We start from the raw sequence: 16443 nt of genomic DNA on the forward strand, positions 1-16443 counted from the left end.
TCTTGAAAGGATGGCGCGCCGGCAGATGGCGCAAGCCTGTCTGAATCGTAGGTCCGCGGCGCCATGGGCAGAAGGCGCGAGGCAGGCATCATGATGTTGCCCGTGCGGCGACAATCGCCGCACGGCGTGCGCCTACCAGTAGTACTTCACCGAAGCCACCACTGTGCGGCCATTGCCGTACATGCACACGCCGTACGACTGGCAGCCGCTGACGTAGCGCTTGTCGAACAGGTTGGCGGCGTTCAGCGCGAATCGCCAGTTGGGCATTTCGTAGTGCAGCCCGGCGTCGTAGACGGTGTAGCTGGGGATCTTCAGCGAGTTGTCGGGCGCACCCGCCGCCGAACTCTGGTAGCGCACGCCCACGCCGGCGCCGAAGCCCTCCAGCGCGCCGGCGCGCCAGGTCCAGTCGGCCCACAGCGAGGCCATCTGGCGCGGACGCGGGATGTCCACGGGCCACTTGCCCTGCGTCTCGTCGTTGGCCTGGGTGATCTTGACGTTCTGGAATACGTAGGCGCCGACGATAGACAGTTCCGGCGTGAGCTGGCCCACCGCGCTCAGCTCGATGCCCTGCGAGCGCACCGCGCCGGTCTGCACATAGCTGCTGTGGGTAGGATCGTCCGGATTGTCGGTGACGACGTCGGTCTGCCTGATCTGGTAGACCGCGGCGTTAAGCGTCAGGCGCTTGCCCTCGGGCTGCCAGCGCAGGCCGGCTTCGATCTGCCTGCCCTGGGTCGGCTTGGCCCAGTCGCCATCGGCCAGGCGGGTGTTGGACACCGGATTGAAGGAGGTCGAATAGCTGACATAGGGCGACAGGCCGTAGTCCCCCAGATAAGTCAGGCCGACGCGGCCGGTGAAGGCCTGGTCCAGCTGCGACGCGCGGCTGTCGGCCTCGCGGTCGGTCTGGCGCGTCTTGGCCCAGTCCTTGCGCCCGCCCAGCGTCAGCACCCAGCGATCCCACTTGATCTGATCCTGGGCATACAGACCGACAGTGTTCATCACGCTATAAGTGTCGGTGCGCGGAAAGGCGTTCGGGCCGTAGAAGATCGACCGGTTGATCGGCGTATACACCGGGTTGTAGACATTGAGCGACGGCGCCAGCGCCATCCATTCGCTGTCGGTGGTGGACTGGCGGCTGTATTCCAGGCCGGTCAGCACCGTGTGGTCCAGCGCGCCGGTGCGGAATCTGGCCTCGGCCTGGTTGTCGATGTCAAAGCGGCTGTAATTGAATTGGAAGCGGCCGGCATAGCGCGTGATCGACGCCATGGTCGGGTCGCTGTCGTCCAGCCCGCCGCCCCAGACCGAACGGTTGTTCAGTTCCAGGTGCATCAGCCGGGTGTTCTGGCGCAGGGTCCAGACCGGGCCGAGCCGGTGCTCGAGCGCATAGCCGACCGACCATTGCTTCTTGTGATAGTCATTGAAGTCCGGTTCGCCCGTATAGACATCGCGCGAGATCCGGCCGTTGGGATTGGGCAGCACCGTGCCTTGGGCGGGCAGGAAGTTGGTATTGATGTCGCCCCAGTCCTCCAGGTACGTGGCCGACAGCGTCAGGCTGGTGGCGGCGCTTGGCTGCCAGCGCAGCGACGGCGCCAGGGCCAGGCGCTGGTCCTTGTTCGGGCCGGTCTGGGCATTGCCGTCGCGGCCCAGTCCCAGCAGACGATAGGACAGTGCGCCCGTCTCATCCAGGCTGTCGCCGATGTCGAAGCCCAGCTGCTTGCGGGCGTAGTTGCCCGCCTGGACTTCGATTTCGCGGATATGTTCGCCATTGGCAAGCTTGCTCTGTACATCGACGATGGCGCCCGGGTCGCCCTGGCCGTACAGCACCGAGGTCGGGCCGCGCAACACCGTGATGCTGTCGATCAGGTAGGGATCGACGCGCCAGCTGGCCAGGTTGAGCGTGTTGGGCACCGGCAGGCCGTCGACATAAGCGGTCGGGGTGAAGCCGCGCAGCGCCGAGTACCAGTCGGAGCGATTGTCCGAACCATAGCTGGAGAAGCCCGGCACGTAATGCAGCGCCTGGTTGATGTCCGTGGCGCCGGTCATCTCGATCTGCTGCGCGGTGACCACGTTGATGGTCTGCGGAATCTCGTTGAGCGGCGTGTCGGTCTTGGTGCCGGTGCGGCTGCGGCGCGCGACCAATCCGTCGATGGCGTCGGCATGCGTGTCGCCATAAACCGCGACGCTCGGCAGCGTGGCGGTTTCTTCGCCGGCCGGCCGCACCACGGCGGTATTGCCATCGATGCGCGCCACCAGGCCGGTGCCGGCCAGCACTTGGTCCAGCGCCTGTTGCGGCGTCAGCGTCCCGCTGACCGCCGGCGCGCGGCGCTCCCCCAGCGCTTCGGGCAGGTAGTAGATCTGCAGCCGGGTTTGGCGGCCCAGTTGCAGCAAGGCCTGCGCCAGGGACTGGGCGGGGATGTCGATGCGGACGGCGGCGGCGTCCTGGGCCCGGGCGGGCGGCGGCGCGGCGCCCAGGGCCAGGGCCAGGGCCAGCGTGCCGAGGACGGCGTTCAAGGGGCGGCGCGCGAGGCGGCCGGGCGGGGCGAAGAAGTGGATCACAATGGCGCTCGATCGGGGCGGCGGTCCTGGGAAGCGACCGGCCGGCGGGTTCATGCGGGACAAAAAACCCGCTTACCGCTATGAGCGGATCGAGGCTCAAACCCCGTAATGATTCTCAACCCGAATTTGCAACCAAATGTATAGCGCGCATGGCGGACCCGCCGTCAGCGGGCCACGAGCTCGCTGCCGCCGTCGGCCCGCGGCACCACGCGCACCGGGATCAAGGCAGGCAGGGCGGCCAGAAAACCCCGGGTATCGTCCACGTCGAACACGCCGGCGATGCGGATGCCGCGCAGCGCGGCGGCCACGCGGATGGGCTGCTCGCGGTAGCGGTTGATCTCATCCACGACCTGCGCCAGCGGCACGTTGTCGAAGACAGCCTTGCCCTGGCGCCAGGCGGTCAGCGCGGCCACGTCCACGGCTTCGGCCCGCAGCGCCTGGCCCGCGCGGCCCAGCGTGGTGCCCTGGCCGGCGGCCAATCGCACCCGCTCGCGGCGCCACCATGCGCCGGTGGCCACCTCGACGGAACCGGATTCGACCGCGACCTCCAGGCGCTGGCGCTCGTAGCGCACGTTGAAGCGGGTGCCGGTGACGCGCACCCGGCCCAGCTCGGTCTCGACGATGAAGGGCCGGGCCGGGTCCGGCGCGACATCGAACAGCATCTCGCCGGCCCGCAATGCGACGCGGCGCTCATCACGGGTATAGCGCACCTCGGCCTGGGTGGCGGTATTCAGCGTCAGCACCGAATCGTCCGGCAGGGCCAGCCTGCGGCGTTCGCCGCGGGCGGTGGCGTAGCCTTGCTGGAACAGCGGCTGCGATGGCCGCCAGAGCGGCCAGGCCAGACCCGCGCCGGCCAGGGCGCAGGCCGTGGCGGCCAGGCTCCAGGCGAAGCGCCGGCGTCCGGGCGGCCGCGCGCGGGCCGGCGCCAGTTGCGCGAGCAGCGCGCGCAGCTCGCGGTCGGGCACGGCCTGGGCCAGGTCCCAGACCTGCAGCATCTCCTGGTAGGCGCGCTCATGCGCGGCATCGGCCCGCCGCCAGGCCTCGAACTGGCGCCGCTCGTCGGCCGTCATCAGGCCGCCGTGGTCGCGCGCGAACCAATAGGCGGCGGCGTCCAGGGGATCCCTCGGGGGCTTGGGAACGGATGTCATGGCGAGTAGGCGTGCAGCCGGCTGTGCAGATGGCGCATGGCGCGGGTGAGGTATTTTTCCACGCTGCTGACCGAGAGTCCCATGTGGCTGGCGATCTCCGGCACCGTCCAGCCTTCCAGCCGGTGCCAGGCGAAGACCGCGGCGCAGGGTTCGGGCAGCTCATCGAGCGCCTGGCGCAATGCGCGCGACAGTTGCGCCGTGCGCGCGCCGGCCTCCGGGCCGTCCTGCGCGGGATGCTCCCCCTCGTCCAGATCCTGCAAAGGGATGGCGGCCGCGCGCGACCGCTTGTGGTACTGGTTCGCCAGGCCGTGATAGACGCTGCGATGCAGATAGGCGCGCGGATTGCGGATCGCCGAGACATCGCCTTCGAGCAAGTTGGCGATGGCGTCATGGGCCGTGTCTTCGACGTCGCCGGCGGCATGCCCCTTGCGCTGCCATGTGCCCAGGAGCTCGCGGTAATAGGCGAGCCAACCGTGTTCGGCGGGGCGGGTCCGGCGCATGCGAAGCAAAAGGAAGGGACGAAGCCGGCAATTATTGCAAATAAGAATAATTCTTGTAAAGGATGCCGATTACCCTATCCAGCCGCGCCGCTTCAGTTCCGGTTGATCCAATCCTGGGTGTCCTGGATGAACCAGGGCAGGATCAGCCGCTCGCCCTCGCCGGACTGGATGGTCAGGCGGCGGCCCGAGAAATCGCCCCCGTCCCTGGCCTGGCCGGCGGAGGGCGGCGGGCTGCGGTAGTCGATGGAGGTCTGCCGGGGCGGATTGTCCGCCCCGCAGCCGGCGATCGAGGCGCATGCCGCCATGGCAAGCAGGGCGCGCCGCGCGGTGGAACGGGAGATCTTCATAAGCATCGGCTTCCTGCTGGGACGGGCCCGGAGAGGCTGCCACCACGATAACGCGCCCCCCTCATGACATGGCGGGCGGCGGTGACACGCCACGCAGAGCTTGTTGCCGTCGGGATCGCGGAAATATGCGCCGTAATAGTCCGCGTGATATTGCGGCCGCAAGCCCGGGGCGCCCTCGCAGGCGCCCCCGGCCCGCAGCGCGGCGGCATGCGCCTGCCGCACTTGTTCGCGGGACTCGGCAAGAAAGGCCGTCATCTGGCCGTTTCCGGCCACATGGACGGCGCCGTCGAAAGGCCGGGCGATCACAAAAAAGGGCCGCGCCCCCTCCCCGCTGTGCCATCCGGCCCACGGCACGCCGGGTTCGCAAAAACGCCGCGACACGCCCAGCACCGCAAACAGCGGCTCGTAGAAACGCAGCGCCCGGTCAAAATCGGATACTCCGACAACGATATGCGAGAACATCAGCCGCCTCCCGATCGCTTGAAGCGACAAGCCTAGCATCAGGCTGCGCGCGGCGCGACCTCCGGGCCATTGCCCCACGTGCCCACCTGCGCCGACCGCAACAGCGGCGATGCATCCACGGCCTGCGCCAGCTCGCTTGCCGCGCGCAAGAGCGCCGGCCCGGACTTCTCCATGACCTTGAGGGTGAGCCGTTGCGAAGGCCCCGCCACCACCAGGATACCGGTGCTCTGGTGGCCCGGGCGGCGCACGGGCGCGGCCATCGCGCTCATGCCGGCCGCATAGACATCCTGGAGAATGCTATAGCCCCGCCGTCGATGCGTATCCAGGCTGGCCAGCAAGGCGCGGATGGAGGTGGGCGCGTTGGGGCCATAGTCGCGCGGCTTGCCCAAGCCCTGTTCGGTGACATAGGCAATGGCCTGGTCTTCGGGCAGCGTCATCAGCCACGCATGGCCGGCCGCGCTGCACGACAGCCGAAGATCGATGCCCATGTCCGGGTCGTAAAGCAGGCCGGATTTCGCGCCCTGGGCCTTGGCCACCAGGGTCAGGCGCTTGCCGTCGACGATGGCCAGGCGCACCAGTTCGCCCGTGGCCATGGCGAAGCGGTCGATGACGGGCTGGGCGATGTCTATCACCCCGGAGCGGCTCAGGAAACTCAGGCCCATGGACGCCAGCTTGGTCGTCAACGCATACTCGCCTCGCACCGCGGTCTGCCGCACATATCCGAATTTCATCAGCTCATGCAGCGTCCGGTGGCACCCGCTGCGCAGCTGATGCAGCTCATCCGCGATATCGGCCAGGCTGGCGCCGTCCGGATGCGCCGACAGGTATTCCAGCAGTGCCAGTGTTTTCTCGATCGCGCCGCTCATCGCCCTCTCCCGAAGCTTGCTGCTGAAGACCGTTCAAATTTTGAATTCCATCGAATTTTGAACGCCGTTCAAAATTATGCCCTATGCTCGCACCGGCCACCATGTCAAGCGGCCCTTGCCAATGTCAACCGATAACAGGTGCTTGTGATGAACCTCAACAGAACACCTCTGCGCATCGCCCAGGCCGCGGCGGCGGCCATGCTGGCCTGCCTGGCCATCACCGCCACCGCCCAGGAAATCAAGACGCGCACCCTGAAGTTCGCCTTCAGCCTCGCGGCGGATCATCCGCTGGGCCAGGGCGCGCAGAAGTTCGCCGACCTCGTCGCCGAGAAAAGCGGCGGGAAGATCAAAGTGGCCATCTTCGCCAACGCGGTGCTCGGCAGCGATCCGCAAAACCTGTCGGCCGTGCGCGGCGGGACACTGGACTTCACGTCGATGGCGACGGGCCTGCTGGCGGGCATCGACAAGCGGTTCATGGTCTATGACCTGCCATTCCTGTTCAATGACGCGCGCGAAGCCTATGCCGTCTCGGACGGACCCGCGGGCCAGCGCCTGCTCGCCAGCCTGTCCGCGCATGGCCTGGTCGGCCTGGGCATATGGGACCTGGGCTTTCGCAACATGACCAACAGCAAGCGCCCGATCGCACAGGTGCAGGACCTGCAGGGCCTGAAGATCCGCGTCATCGCCGCGCCCGTCTACATCGACATGTTCAAGGCGCTGGGCGCCAATCCCCTGCCCATGACTTTCGGCGAGGTCTATAGCGCGCTGGAATCCCGGGCCATAGACGGGCAGGACAATCCGCTCGGAGTGATCCTGTCGGCCAAGTTCGCGGAAGTGCAGAAATACTTGTCGCTGACCCGCCACATCTACACCGGCATGCCCTTCCTGATGAGCCGCAAGACCTGGGACGGCATGAGTGAAACGGAACGCCAGATCATTCTCGACGCGGCCGCCCAGGCCAAGACCGAGCAGCGCCGCATCTCGCAGGCCAAGGAAGCCGTCGCCCTCGACGAACTGCGCAAAGCCATGCAGGTCAACACCCTGGCGCCCGAAGAAGTCGACCGCCTGCGCGCCGCCGTCAAACCGGTCGTGGACAAATTCGCCGCCGAGATCGGCCCGGATGTCATGCAACAGGTCAACGCCGAACTGGCTGCCCTGCGCGCCAGGAACTGATCATGGCCATGCACGGCAAGGCCGCCATCGCAATGTGGTGGGATATCTCGCCGGGCTGGCGGGCGGAGTTCGAAGACTGGCATACCCATGAGCACTTTCCCGAGCGCATGGGCATCCCCGGCTTTCTGCGCGGCTCGCGCTGGACCAGCGCGCGCGGCGGCACGGGCTTCTTCGTGCTCTACGAACTGGACGCCTACCCCACCTTGGCTTCCCCCGCCTACCTGGAGCGCCTCAACCATCCCACGCCCTGGTCCACCAAGCTCATGCCGCAGCACCGCAACATGATCCGCAGCCAGTGCCGTGTCCTGGAAAGCACGGGCAGCGGCCTGGCGCGCTACGCGCTGACGATCCGCCTTTCTCCGCGCACTGGCGCGCAGGATGATCTGCGCGCCTGCCTGCGGGCGCATGCGCGGACCGTGGCGGCTTTGCCCGGGCTCTCCGGCGCGCATCTGCTCATGACGGACACCCCGCCGGTGTCGGCCACCACGGAACAGCGGATCCGCGGCGGCCGCGACGGCGCCGCCGACTGGATCTACATCGTCACCGGCTATGCCATCAACGCCGTGGCCGCCTGCGATGGCGAGATTCTCAATACCCAGGAATTCCAGGCCTGCAGTGAACGGGCGAGCATCTGGTCCGAGCTCTATTGCCTGTCGCATACCTTGAGCGCCCCCGAAGCCCGGGACGAACCCGCCCCCCAGGCGCGAGACAGCCTCGCCTCGCGCGGATGACGCCGGCTATCGCCCCCGCGAGGCGGGCGCCGGGGTGATGCGCCAGATCGTGTTCGACAGGTCGTCGGCCACGATCAGCGCGCCCTTGGGATCGACCGTCACGCCGACCGGGCGGCCGCGCGTCGTGCCGTCGCTATCGCGGAACCCGGTGACGAAGTCCACGGGCGCGCCGGCCGGGCGGCCGTCGCGGAATGGGACGAAGACCACTTTGTAGCCCACGGGGTCGGGCCGGTTCCAGCTGCCGTGCTCGCCGACGAACACGCCGTCGGCGAAGCGCTCGCCCATGGCGCGGTTCGAAAAATCCACGCCCAGCGCCGCGACGTGGGAGCCCAGGCTGTAGTCGGGCTTGATCGCCGCGGCGACCTTGGCGCTATCCTGAGGGCGCACGCGCTCGTCCACGTGTTGCCCCCAATAGCTGTAGGGCCAGCCATAGAAAGCGCCTTCGCGCACGGCGGTCAGATAGTCGGGCACCAGATCCGGGCCGATCTCATCGCGCTCATTGACGACCGCCCATAACTGGCCGGTCTCCGGCTGGATGGCCAGCGCGGTGGGGTTGCGCAGCCCGGTGGCGTAGGCCTTATGCTCGCCGCTGCGGGCATTGATCCGCCAGATCCGGGCGCGGTCGGCTTCCACCGTCATGCCGCGTTCCGTGATGTTGCTATTGGAGCCTATGCCCACATACAGATACTGGCCATCGGCGCTGGCGGTCATGGCCTTGGTCCAGTGATGGTTGATCTCCGACGGCAGCGGCGTCACCGTCTCGGGCGGCCCGCTGGCCTTGGTTTGCCCTGGACGGTAGTCGAAGCGGACCACGGCGTCCTGGTTGGCGACATAGAGGCTGTTGCCCACCAAGGCGAGGCCGTAAGGCGCGTTGAGATTCTCCGCGAAGGTCGATGCCTCGTACTTGCCATTGCCGCCGGCGTCGCGCAGCAATGTCAGGCGGTTGCCACCCTGGACCGGGCTGGTGCCGCGGGCCTTGATAATGCCGGCGATGACGTCTTTGGGCTTGAGTTTGGGGGCATTGCCGCCCCGCCCTTCGGCGACCAGGATGTCACCGTTGGGCAATACCAGGGTCTGGCGCGGGATTTTCAGGCCGGTCGCGATGGCGGTCACCGTATAGCCCTCGGGCACCGTCGGCGCCTTGCCGCCCCATTCCGCGGGCTTGGCGATCACCATATCGGGCAATATCCCCCGCTCGGGCTTGGGCAGTTCGGGCGAAGGTCCGACTTGCCCGGGCCCAGCCTGGGCGCTAACGATTCCAATCAAGACAGACAGCGGCAACGCCGCGAGCCAGGCGGGGCGTTTCATACGGGGCTCCTGACAGGCGGGGCGCGAAAGCCGAGCCATATCACGGCGCAGGCGAGCACGACGGCAAGCACCGACAAGACCAGGCCCGCCGGCATGCTGCCCCAGGCGTCGCGGGCATGTACCAGCGCATTGAAAATGCCCACGACCCATAGCGCCAGCAAGGCCAGCACATAGGCCACCGTCCCCGCTACGCGCCGCGCGGGCCGCAACAGATCGATGAGGGCCAGGACCAGGGCAATACCGCTGAACAGCAGGGCGCCCACCAGCAGCCAGGAAGCGAAATTATTCCATTGAATGTCAAAAGACTGGGCATAGGCCGCATCGCCCAGGGCAGCGCCCAGGAACAAGGGGAACATCCCCGCCAGGAATACCGCGTGCATCGGGCGCCCCGCGGGCGCGTACCGATTTTCTAGGGTTGGGATCACCGTAGGCTCCTCTCGGATGGACAGGCATGGATGCCCGGCGCTGCAAGCCCCGTGCCCACGGCGATCCCGGGCGGTCGCCCGGCAAAGCGGCGGCGGCAGGCGTCGTTTTTTCCGATCGAGAGGCGCCGCGCCGTAAAAAGGTCGGCCGGCCGCCGCGCTTGGCGCCGGCCGGGCCGGCTAGCCCAGGGCTTGCTTCAAGGCGGCCTGCCCCGCCAGGCCGAAGGGGTTGCCGAGGGTTTCGACGATTTCGATATGGTTGTACTCGGGGCCGCTGATCACCTCCACCGCATGGCCGGCCCGCGCGACCGCCGCGCCGAAATCCCGGGTCTGCCGGATGAACTCCGGCGTCTCCAGCATGCCATGCACCAGCACCAGCGGCGTCTGCAGCCGCTTCAGGTGCCGCTGCGGGCTCAGCGCCTCCTCGACCGCGTCGTCGAAGGCGACATAGCTGCTGCGGGAGGACAGCCTGACCGGCTTGAGGTCGTAGAGCCCGCTGACCAGGACCGCGCCCTTGACGATATTGCCGGGCAGGCCGAACTCGGCCTCCCAATCGGTGGTCAGGGCCACGCCGGCCAGATGGGCCCCGGACGAATGCGCCGACAGGTAGATCCGCTGCGGATCTCCGCCAAAGGACTTGGCGTTGCGGTACACCCAGGCGATGGACTGCTTGACCTGCTGGGCCATGGGCACCAGGCTGCCGCCGGCCTGCAAGACATTGATGAAATCGGGCGCCACGTAATGCATGCCGTGGGCCACGAAGTTCTCCGCCATGAAGCCCCATTGGGCGGCCGAGGAACCGCGCCAGGCGCCGCCATGGATGAAAATATGCACCGGCGCGCCCTGCGGCTTGGCGGCGGTCAGCTCCAGGGTTTCATAGGCACCCGGCCCGTAGGCGATCTTGCGCGGCGCGCCGATGCGGCGGCGCGCCACCTCGGTATTGGTTTCGCAGCGCGCGATGAGGGTTTCGATATTGGGCGCCCAGGCGGCCTGGTCATACGCCTTGTCCAAGGCCGCCTGGTCCATATCCCTCCAGACGGCTTTTCCCTTGACGGCCGGCGGGTTGGCCCGCAGCGGGCCGGCCAAGGCGGCGCCGGCCCGCGCGGCGCCGGCGGCCAGAAAGGTGCGGCGGGCGGGCCCGCTCCCGGTGAGGCTGTTCTTCATGTGTATCCCCTTGCTGTTATGCATGAAATTTACATTCAGCGTTTGACGCTGTTCGCGATCCATTCCGTCAACGGATGGTCGGCTTGCTCGAAGCCATAGATGGCATCGAAATGATTCCGGCCCGCCTGGCACAGGGTCTGGGCCCGGTTGCCGGCTTCGCCCCAGGCCTGGACAAAGGCCTGCGACTGCCGGGCGAATTCAGCGGGTTCCTCGCTGCCCCAGGACACGAGAATCGGCGTCTGGCAGGGGCGCACGCTGTGCTGCGGGGAGTTTCTCCGGATGACCCCGTCGTCGATCTGCAGCATGGGCTGGATCGCCGACCAGCGGAATGGCGCGATCTCGAACACCCCGCTGACCATCACCGCCGCGGCCAGCGGATCCCTGGGCAACCCGTACTCCCCTTCCCAATCCGTCTGCAGGCACATGGCCGTCAGGTGGCCGCCCGCCGAATGGCCGCCGAGGACGACGCGCCCGGGATCCCCGCCAAAGCGCGCGATATTGCGCAGCACCCAGGCCACGGCGGCGCGCGATTGGCGCGTGATCTCGTCGATGCCCACCTTCGGGCAGAGCGAGTAATTGACAACGACGGTGGTAAAGCCCCGGGCGCCAAGGCCTTGCGCGACGGTGGAGAATTCCTTGCTGCTGAGAATGCGCCAGGCGCCTCCATGGAGAAAGACAAACACCGGCGCCCCGGCTTGCGCCGCGGGAAAGATGTCGAGGGTTTCGTCCAGCGTCGGTCCGTAGGGGACATCGAGCTGCGCCGGCAGGCGCTTCCTGGCGTTCTCGCTTTCCTGCACATAATGTTGGGCGTAGATCCGGAAATCCGGAACGGACCTCTCGACGTCGTATTGCGCGTCGATCTCTTCCTGCGTCGTGAACCCGCGATACAAATAGGGCATAGGCTCTCCTGGGCGTGATGGCGATAATCGGATTGGCTTCAGATGAAGTGCTGCTTCTTGCCGTTGGCGTCCGGACGCCTTGAGGTATCGTCCTGCCGCAGATTGATCTCCGCGATCTGGTTGCCGCTGGGCGCAGTCCAGGTCGCGTGCCGCTTCCACAGCTCCGCGTCATGGCCCGGTATGACGCGGTCCGTCTTGCCCTTCAGCACTTCCCGCATCTGCCGATAGACTTTTATCTGGTTGAAGGCATTGCCCTGGTGGTAGCCTGGCGGCCACATATGCTCGATGTTGGAATACCAATAGGCGATGTCTCCGGCCACGATGAAGGGGCCATTGGCCGTGCTGACCTCGAACCACTGCGAACCGAAGGTATGGCTGTCCTTCGCGAGCCTGGCCGTCACGCCCGGCAAGATCTCCTCGTCGCCGCGCACGAACTTCACCCGCCCTTCCGAGACGCCCTGAGCCGCCCGCATGAGGTCCACCGGATCGAATGACGAAAACACCCATTCCTTTTCCTGCGCGGTCTCATGCTGGTGCACGGCGCAAACCGCGTCCGACCACCCCGTGTACTCATCCAGCTGGATGTAGAGCTTGGCGTTCGGAAAGGCCTCGAAATTCCCCATATGGTCGAAATGCATATGGGTCACCAGAATGGTTTCCACATCTTCCGGCGCGAAGCCCAGGCGGCCGAGCACATCCTTGGGCTCCTCCCAGCTGGAAAAGGCATAGCGCGTCAGCCAATGGTTGTTCTGGAAGCCGCAATCCACCAGCGCCACATGCCGCTTGCCGCCGACCTCCCCGCCGACCAGCAGGGTGTAGATCATCGGGCTGATGCTATTGCCGGCATTGGAATAAATGCCCGCGCCGCCGAAGAAATCCTGGGCCATGTCCACCTGGCAATAGGCCACCGACCATATCGACCAGTCAGTCTTTCTGGAAAGCACTTGATCTTGCATTGTTCGACCCCCGCGAAGTCACACGGCGCCCATCGCCGTCACTCAAGAAAAGACCCGGGCGCCGCCACCGGACCGCCCGGAAAAAAGGCCAGGTCCGCGCCGTTGCCCCGGTCCGCTATTCCGCCCTGGCGCCCGAAACCTGCACGATCTGGTCCCACTTCTCGTTCTCCGAGGCAATGAAGGCGGAGAATTGCTGCGGGGTGGCCGTGATCGCATGCAGCGACATCGTGGCATTGGCCCGGGGCGGGCCCCGGCGGGCTCGATGCCCGCCGGGCGCGCACCGGTCAGGCGGCCAGGCGGTTCTTCAGGTCCAGGGCGACATCGACGATCATGTCCTCCTGGCCGCCCACCATCCGGCGCCGGCCCAGCTCCACGAGAATATCGACGGTCTTCAGGCCATACTTGCGCGCGGCGGCCTCCGCATGCCGCAAGAAGGAGCTGTAGACGCCCGCATAGCCCAGCGCCAGCGTTTCGCGGTCCACGCGCACCGGCCTGTCCTGCAGAGGCCGCACGATGTCATCGGCCGCGTCCATCAGGCGGTAGAGATCCGTGCCATGCGGCCATCCCATGCGCTCGGCCGCGGCGATGAAGACTTCCAGCGGCGCGTTGCCCGCGCCGGCTCCCATGCCGGCCAGGCTGGCGTCGACCCGCACGGCCCCGGCCTGCACCGCGGCGATGGAATTGGCCACCCCGAGGCTGAGGTTATGGTGGGCGTGGATGCCGATGGCCGTCTCGGGCCGAAGCGCCTCGCGCAAGGCCCGCACACGATCGCGCACATCGTCCATATTCATCGCCCCGCCCGAATCCACCACGTAGCAGCAGGTGGCGCCATACGACTCCATCAGCTTGGCCTGCCGGGCCAGTTCGCGCGGCGCGGACATATGGCTCATCATGAGGAAACCGACCGTGTCCATGCCCAGCTTGCGGGCCAGCTCGATGTGTTGGCGCGAGACGTCCGCCTCGGTGCAGTGCGTCGCCACGCGCACGATGCGCGCGCCCGCCTCATAGGCTGCCCGCAGATCATGGACGGTGCCTATGCCCGGCAGCAGCAGGGTGGCGATCTTGGCGTGCTTGACCACGCCGGCCACCGCCTCTATCCACTCCAGGTCGGTATGCGCGCCGAAACCATAGTTGAAGCTCGACCCCTGCAGGCCGTCGCCGTGCGCCACTTCGATGGAATCGACCCGCGCCTCGTCCAAGGCCTGGGCGATCTGCCTTACCTGGGACAAGGAATACTGGTGGCGTATGGCGTGGCTGCCGTCGCGCAGCGTCACATCGGAGATGTACAGCTCCGCGGGCGCCGCGATGTCTTGTTGGCTCATTTCCCTTCTCCGCAGTCAGGCCGCGACGGTGGCCGCCATGCGGGCGGCCATCTGTTCCGCCGTGCGCAGGCCCGCGCTGGTCATGATGTCGAGGTTGCCGGCATAGGCGGGCAGGTAATGCGCCGCGCCCTCCACCTCGAGGAATATGCTGGTCTTCAGGCCGCTCAGGCGTCCCACCCCCGGCAGCTTGAGGTCCTCCACGCGGTCGAACTGCACCGCTTGCTTGAGGCGATAACCGGGCACATAGCCCTGGACTTCGGCCGCCATCCGCGCGACCGACTCGGCGATGGCGGCCTCGTCGGCCGGATCACTGAGGGTATACACGGTGTCGCGCATGATCAGCGGCGGCTCGGCCGGGTTGAGCACGATGATGGCCTTGCCCTTGGACGCCCCGCCCACCGCCTCGATGGCCTTGGACGTCGTCTCGGTGAACTCGTCGATGTTGGCGCGGGTTCCGGGCCCGGCGCTTTTGCTGGCGATGGAGGCCACGATTTCGCCGTAGTGCACCTTCGCCACCCGCGATACCGCGGCGACCATGGGAATGGTCGCCTGCCCGCCGCAGGTCACCATATTGACGTTCAGCGCATCGAGGTGCTGCGCGCCGTTGACCACCGGGACGCAATAAGGACCGATGGCCGCGGGCGTCAGGTCAATGAGGCGGATGCCGGGCTTGCGCTCGCGCAGCAGCGCGTCGTTCTGGACGTGCGCGCCCGCGCTGGTGGCATCGAATACAAAGTCGATGTCCTCGAAGACGGGCAAGCTCGCCAGGCCCCGCGCCCCTTCATGCGTGGTGGCCACCCCCAGGCGGCCGGCGCGCGCCAGCCCATCCGAGGCAGGGTCGATGCCCGCCATGGCGGCGATCTCGATATGCCGGCCGTGCCGCATGATCTTGATCATCAGGTCGGTGCCGATGTTGCCGCTGCCGATGATGGCAGCCTTGAATTTCCGGGTCATGAAAACTCCATGCGTTGCCGCCGCGCGCGGCCCTGCGCGCGGCCGTTGCCACGGTCAGGCCAGCTGGAAGCCGACGCTGCCCAGTCCCTGCATGCGCATCGAGATGTGCTGGCCGGGATGAATCCACTCCGCGGGTGTCGCGCCGCCGGCCAGGACGATCCAGCCGGCCTCCAGCGGCTCGCCCGCTTCCGCCGAAACCCGCGCGGCGGCCACCAGCGAGCGCAGGGGATCGCCCAACAGCGCCGCCGTCGAACCCACCTGCACGGCGCGGCCGTCGATGCTCATGACCAGGCCCAGATTGCTGAAATCCGTCGTGGGCGCATGCCAGCCTCCCACCACGAAACCACTGGACGACGCATTGTCCGCGATGACCTCGGGCAAGGTGAACTTGAAGTCCTGGTAGCGGGAGTCGATCAACTCGAGCGCCGGCGCGATGGCCTCGACCGCGGCCAATGCCTGCGCGCCCGTGACCTTGCCCGCCAGCGGCTTTTTCAAGAGAAAGGCCAGTTCCGGCTCGATGCGGGGATGCACGAACCGGGACCGCTGCACGATGGAGCCCTCCTCCAGCTGCATCGCGTCGGTCAGCCGGCCCCAGATAACGTCGGACAGCCCCATCTGGACCATCTTCGCCCGGCTGGTGAAGCCCATCTTCAGCCCCACGCGGCGCTCGCCCCTGGCCAGACGGCGCGCGATGGAGGCGCGCTGGATCTCATAGGCTTCCGGCAGGCTGAGCCGGTTGCCGGTGTCGAACTGCGGCGTCTCGCGCGCGTAGCGGGCGGCGTCGTCCAGGCGGGTGATGATTTCTTCGTGCGCGCTCATGCCGAGGCTCCCGTCGCTTTTCCTGTGGATTCGAATTCGGCGCGCACGCTGCCCAGGCCATTGATGTGACACTCGAACACATCGCCGGCCTGGACCGCGACCATGGGCCCCAGCGCGCCGGACAGGATGAGTTCGCCGGCGCGCAAGGGCTGGCCCAGGCGCGACATGGTCCGCGCCAGCCACACCACGGCGTTCAGCGGATGGCCCAGGCAAGCCGCGCCCGCGCCGGTGGACACCGGCTCCCCGCGGCGCGACAAGGACATGCCCGTCAGGCCCAGGTCCAGCCCGCGCGGGCTGACCGGCGTGGAGCCCAGCACATACACCCCGCAAGAGGCGTTGTCGGCCACGGTATCGGCCAGCTTGATATTCCAGTCCGCGATGCGGCTGCCCACGACTTCCAGCGCGGGGATCACATAATCCACGGCCCGCAGCACCTCGTGGTGGGCGGGCTGCGCCATATCCAGGTCGCGGCCCAGGACAAAGCCGATCTCGGCCTCGATCTTGGGCTGGTGCAGGCGGGACATCGGGATGGCTTGTCCATCGCCGAAAGACATATCGTCCAGCAGCGTGCCGAAATCCGGCTCGTCCACGCCCAGCTGGCGCTGCACGGCTGCCGATGTAAGGCCTATCTTCCGGCCCACAATCCGGCGGCCCTGCCCGACCTGGCGGGCGATGTTGATGGCCTGCACGGCGTAGGCGTCGTCCACGGAGATGCCCGGGAAGCGGTCGCGCAAGGGCGCGATGGGCTGGCCGGTCTGCGAAGCGCGATAGAGCGCATCGGCCGCTGCGTCTCGTTGTTGTGGTGTCACGATGGAACCC

Annotated in this window: 15 protein-coding genes and 1 pseudogene; 2 read left to right on the top strand and 14 right to left on the bottom strand. The window is 67.3% G+C overall.

Annotated elements, in window-relative coordinates; translation table 11 throughout:
• Window positions 1–132: 132 nt before the first annotated feature.
• The 5 genes and pseudogenes from AXA74_RS04430 to AXA74_RS04450 all read right to left on the bottom strand — a co-directional run bounded on the left by AXA74_RS04430 (window position 133) and on the right by AXA74_RS04450 (window position 5876).
• Window positions 133–2343 carry a TonB-dependent siderophore receptor gene (locus AXA74_RS04430; protein WP_162230781.1) on the bottom strand — a complete coding sequence of 737 codons (2211 nt, stop codon included), beginning with the start codon at window positions 2341–2343 and terminating at the stop codon, window positions 133–135.
• A 374-nt stretch (window positions 2344–2717) separates the two neighbouring features.
• Window positions 2718–3701 carry a FecR family protein gene (locus AXA74_RS04435; protein ID WP_029578417.1) on the bottom strand — a complete coding sequence of 328 codons (984 nt, stop codon included), beginning with the start codon at window positions 3699–3701 and terminating at the stop codon, window positions 2718–2720.
• On the bottom strand, window positions 3698–4201 hold the full coding sequence (locus tag AXA74_RS04440; protein ID WP_032977867.1) for an RNA polymerase sigma factor: 504 nt from the start codon (window positions 4199–4201) through the stop codon (window positions 3698–3700). Before AXA74_RS04440 ends, AXA74_RS04435 begins: the two co-directional genes overlap by 4 nt.
• 428 nt (window positions 4202–4629) lie before the next feature.
• Window positions 4630–5010: pseudogene (locus tag AXA74_RS24610) on the bottom strand (VOC family protein); the annotation flags it as partial.
• A 38-nt stretch (window positions 5011–5048) separates the two neighbouring features.
• Entirely contained in the window at window positions 5049–5876 is an 828-nt protein-coding gene (locus AXA74_RS04450; RefSeq protein WP_032977869.1) for an IclR family transcriptional regulator, read from the bottom strand.
• A gap of 147 nt (window positions 5877–6023) precedes the next feature.
• On the opposite strand from AXA74_RS04450, the gene AXA74_RS04455 reads away from it, so the two are divergent.
• Both AXA74_RS04455 and AXA74_RS04460 read left to right on the top strand, forming a co-directional pair.
• Window positions 6024–7049 carry a TRAP transporter substrate-binding protein gene (locus tag AXA74_RS04455; RefSeq protein ID WP_032977872.1) on the top strand — a complete coding sequence of 342 codons (1026 nt, stop codon included), beginning with the start codon at window positions 6024–6026 and terminating at the stop codon, window positions 7047–7049.
• Window positions 7050–7051: 2 nt separating this feature from the next.
• Window positions 7052–7780 (top strand): hypothetical protein, encoded by a 729-nt coding sequence (locus AXA74_RS04460; protein ID WP_048939852.1) that lies wholly within the window; start codon window positions 7052–7054, stop codon window positions 7778–7780.
• Between the two features lie 6 nt (window positions 7781–7786).
• Here the strand turns inward: AXA74_RS04460 and AXA74_RS04465 are convergent, their stop codons facing one another.
• The 9 genes from AXA74_RS04465 to mhpD form a co-directional block, all read right to left on the bottom strand.
• Window positions 7787–9088: a PQQ-dependent sugar dehydrogenase gene (locus AXA74_RS04465; RefSeq protein ID WP_032977875.1), complete on the bottom strand. Its 1302-nt coding sequence runs from the start codon at window positions 9086–9088 to the stop codon at window positions 7787–7789.
• The gene (locus tag AXA74_RS04470; protein WP_080666521.1) at window positions 9085–9468 is read right to left on the bottom strand and encodes a DUF2231 domain-containing protein; all 384 of its coding nucleotides are present in this window, start codon (window positions 9466–9468) and stop codon (window positions 9085–9087) included. The genes AXA74_RS04465 and AXA74_RS04470 overlap by 4 nt, the downstream gene beginning before the upstream one ends.
• A gap of 222 nt (window positions 9469–9690) precedes the next feature.
• The gene (locus AXA74_RS04475; protein WP_048939851.1) at window positions 9691–10674 is read right to left on the bottom strand and encodes an alpha/beta hydrolase; all 984 of its coding nucleotides are present in this window, start codon (window positions 10672–10674) and stop codon (window positions 9691–9693) included.
• Window positions 10675–10709: 35 nt separating this feature from the next.
• Window positions 10710–11573 (bottom strand): alpha/beta hydrolase, encoded by an 864-nt coding sequence (locus AXA74_RS04480; RefSeq protein ID WP_032977878.1) that lies wholly within the window; start codon window positions 11571–11573, stop codon window positions 10710–10712.
• Window positions 11574–11611: 38 nt separating this feature from the next.
• Window positions 11612–12529: an N-acyl homoserine lactonase family protein gene (locus tag AXA74_RS04485; protein WP_080700905.1), complete on the bottom strand. Its 918-nt coding sequence runs from the start codon at window positions 12527–12529 to the stop codon at window positions 11612–11614.
• 284 nt (window positions 12530–12813) lie between these two features.
• Window positions 12814–13851, bottom strand: a complete 1038-nt coding sequence (gene dmpG, locus AXA74_RS04490) for a 4-hydroxy-2-oxovalerate aldolase (protein WP_032958866.1) — start codon at window positions 13849–13851, stop codon at window positions 12814–12816.
• Window positions 13852–13866: 15 nt separating this feature from the next.
• Window positions 13867–14805 carry an acetaldehyde dehydrogenase (acetylating) gene (locus AXA74_RS04495; protein ID WP_029578404.1) on the bottom strand — a complete coding sequence of 313 codons (939 nt, stop codon included), beginning with the start codon at window positions 14803–14805 and terminating at the stop codon, window positions 13867–13869.
• A 54-nt stretch (window positions 14806–14859) separates the two neighbouring features.
• Window positions 14860–15624, bottom strand: coding sequence for a 2-keto-4-pentenoate hydratase (locus AXA74_RS04500; RefSeq protein WP_029578403.1), 765 nt, complete (start codon window positions 15622–15624; stop codon window positions 14860–14862).
• Window positions 15621–16433, bottom strand: coding sequence for a 2-keto-4-pentenoate hydratase (gene mhpD, locus AXA74_RS04505; RefSeq protein WP_032977884.1), 813 nt, complete (start codon window positions 16431–16433; stop codon window positions 15621–15623). The genes AXA74_RS04500 and mhpD overlap by 4 nt, the downstream gene beginning before the upstream one ends.
• Window positions 16434–16443: the final 10 nt, after the last annotated feature.

The organism is Bordetella hinzii LMG 13501, from assembly GCF_001548475.1.
GTDB classification, from domain to species: domain Bacteria; phylum Pseudomonadota; class Gammaproteobacteria; order Burkholderiales; family Burkholderiaceae_B; genus Bordetella; species Bordetella hinzii.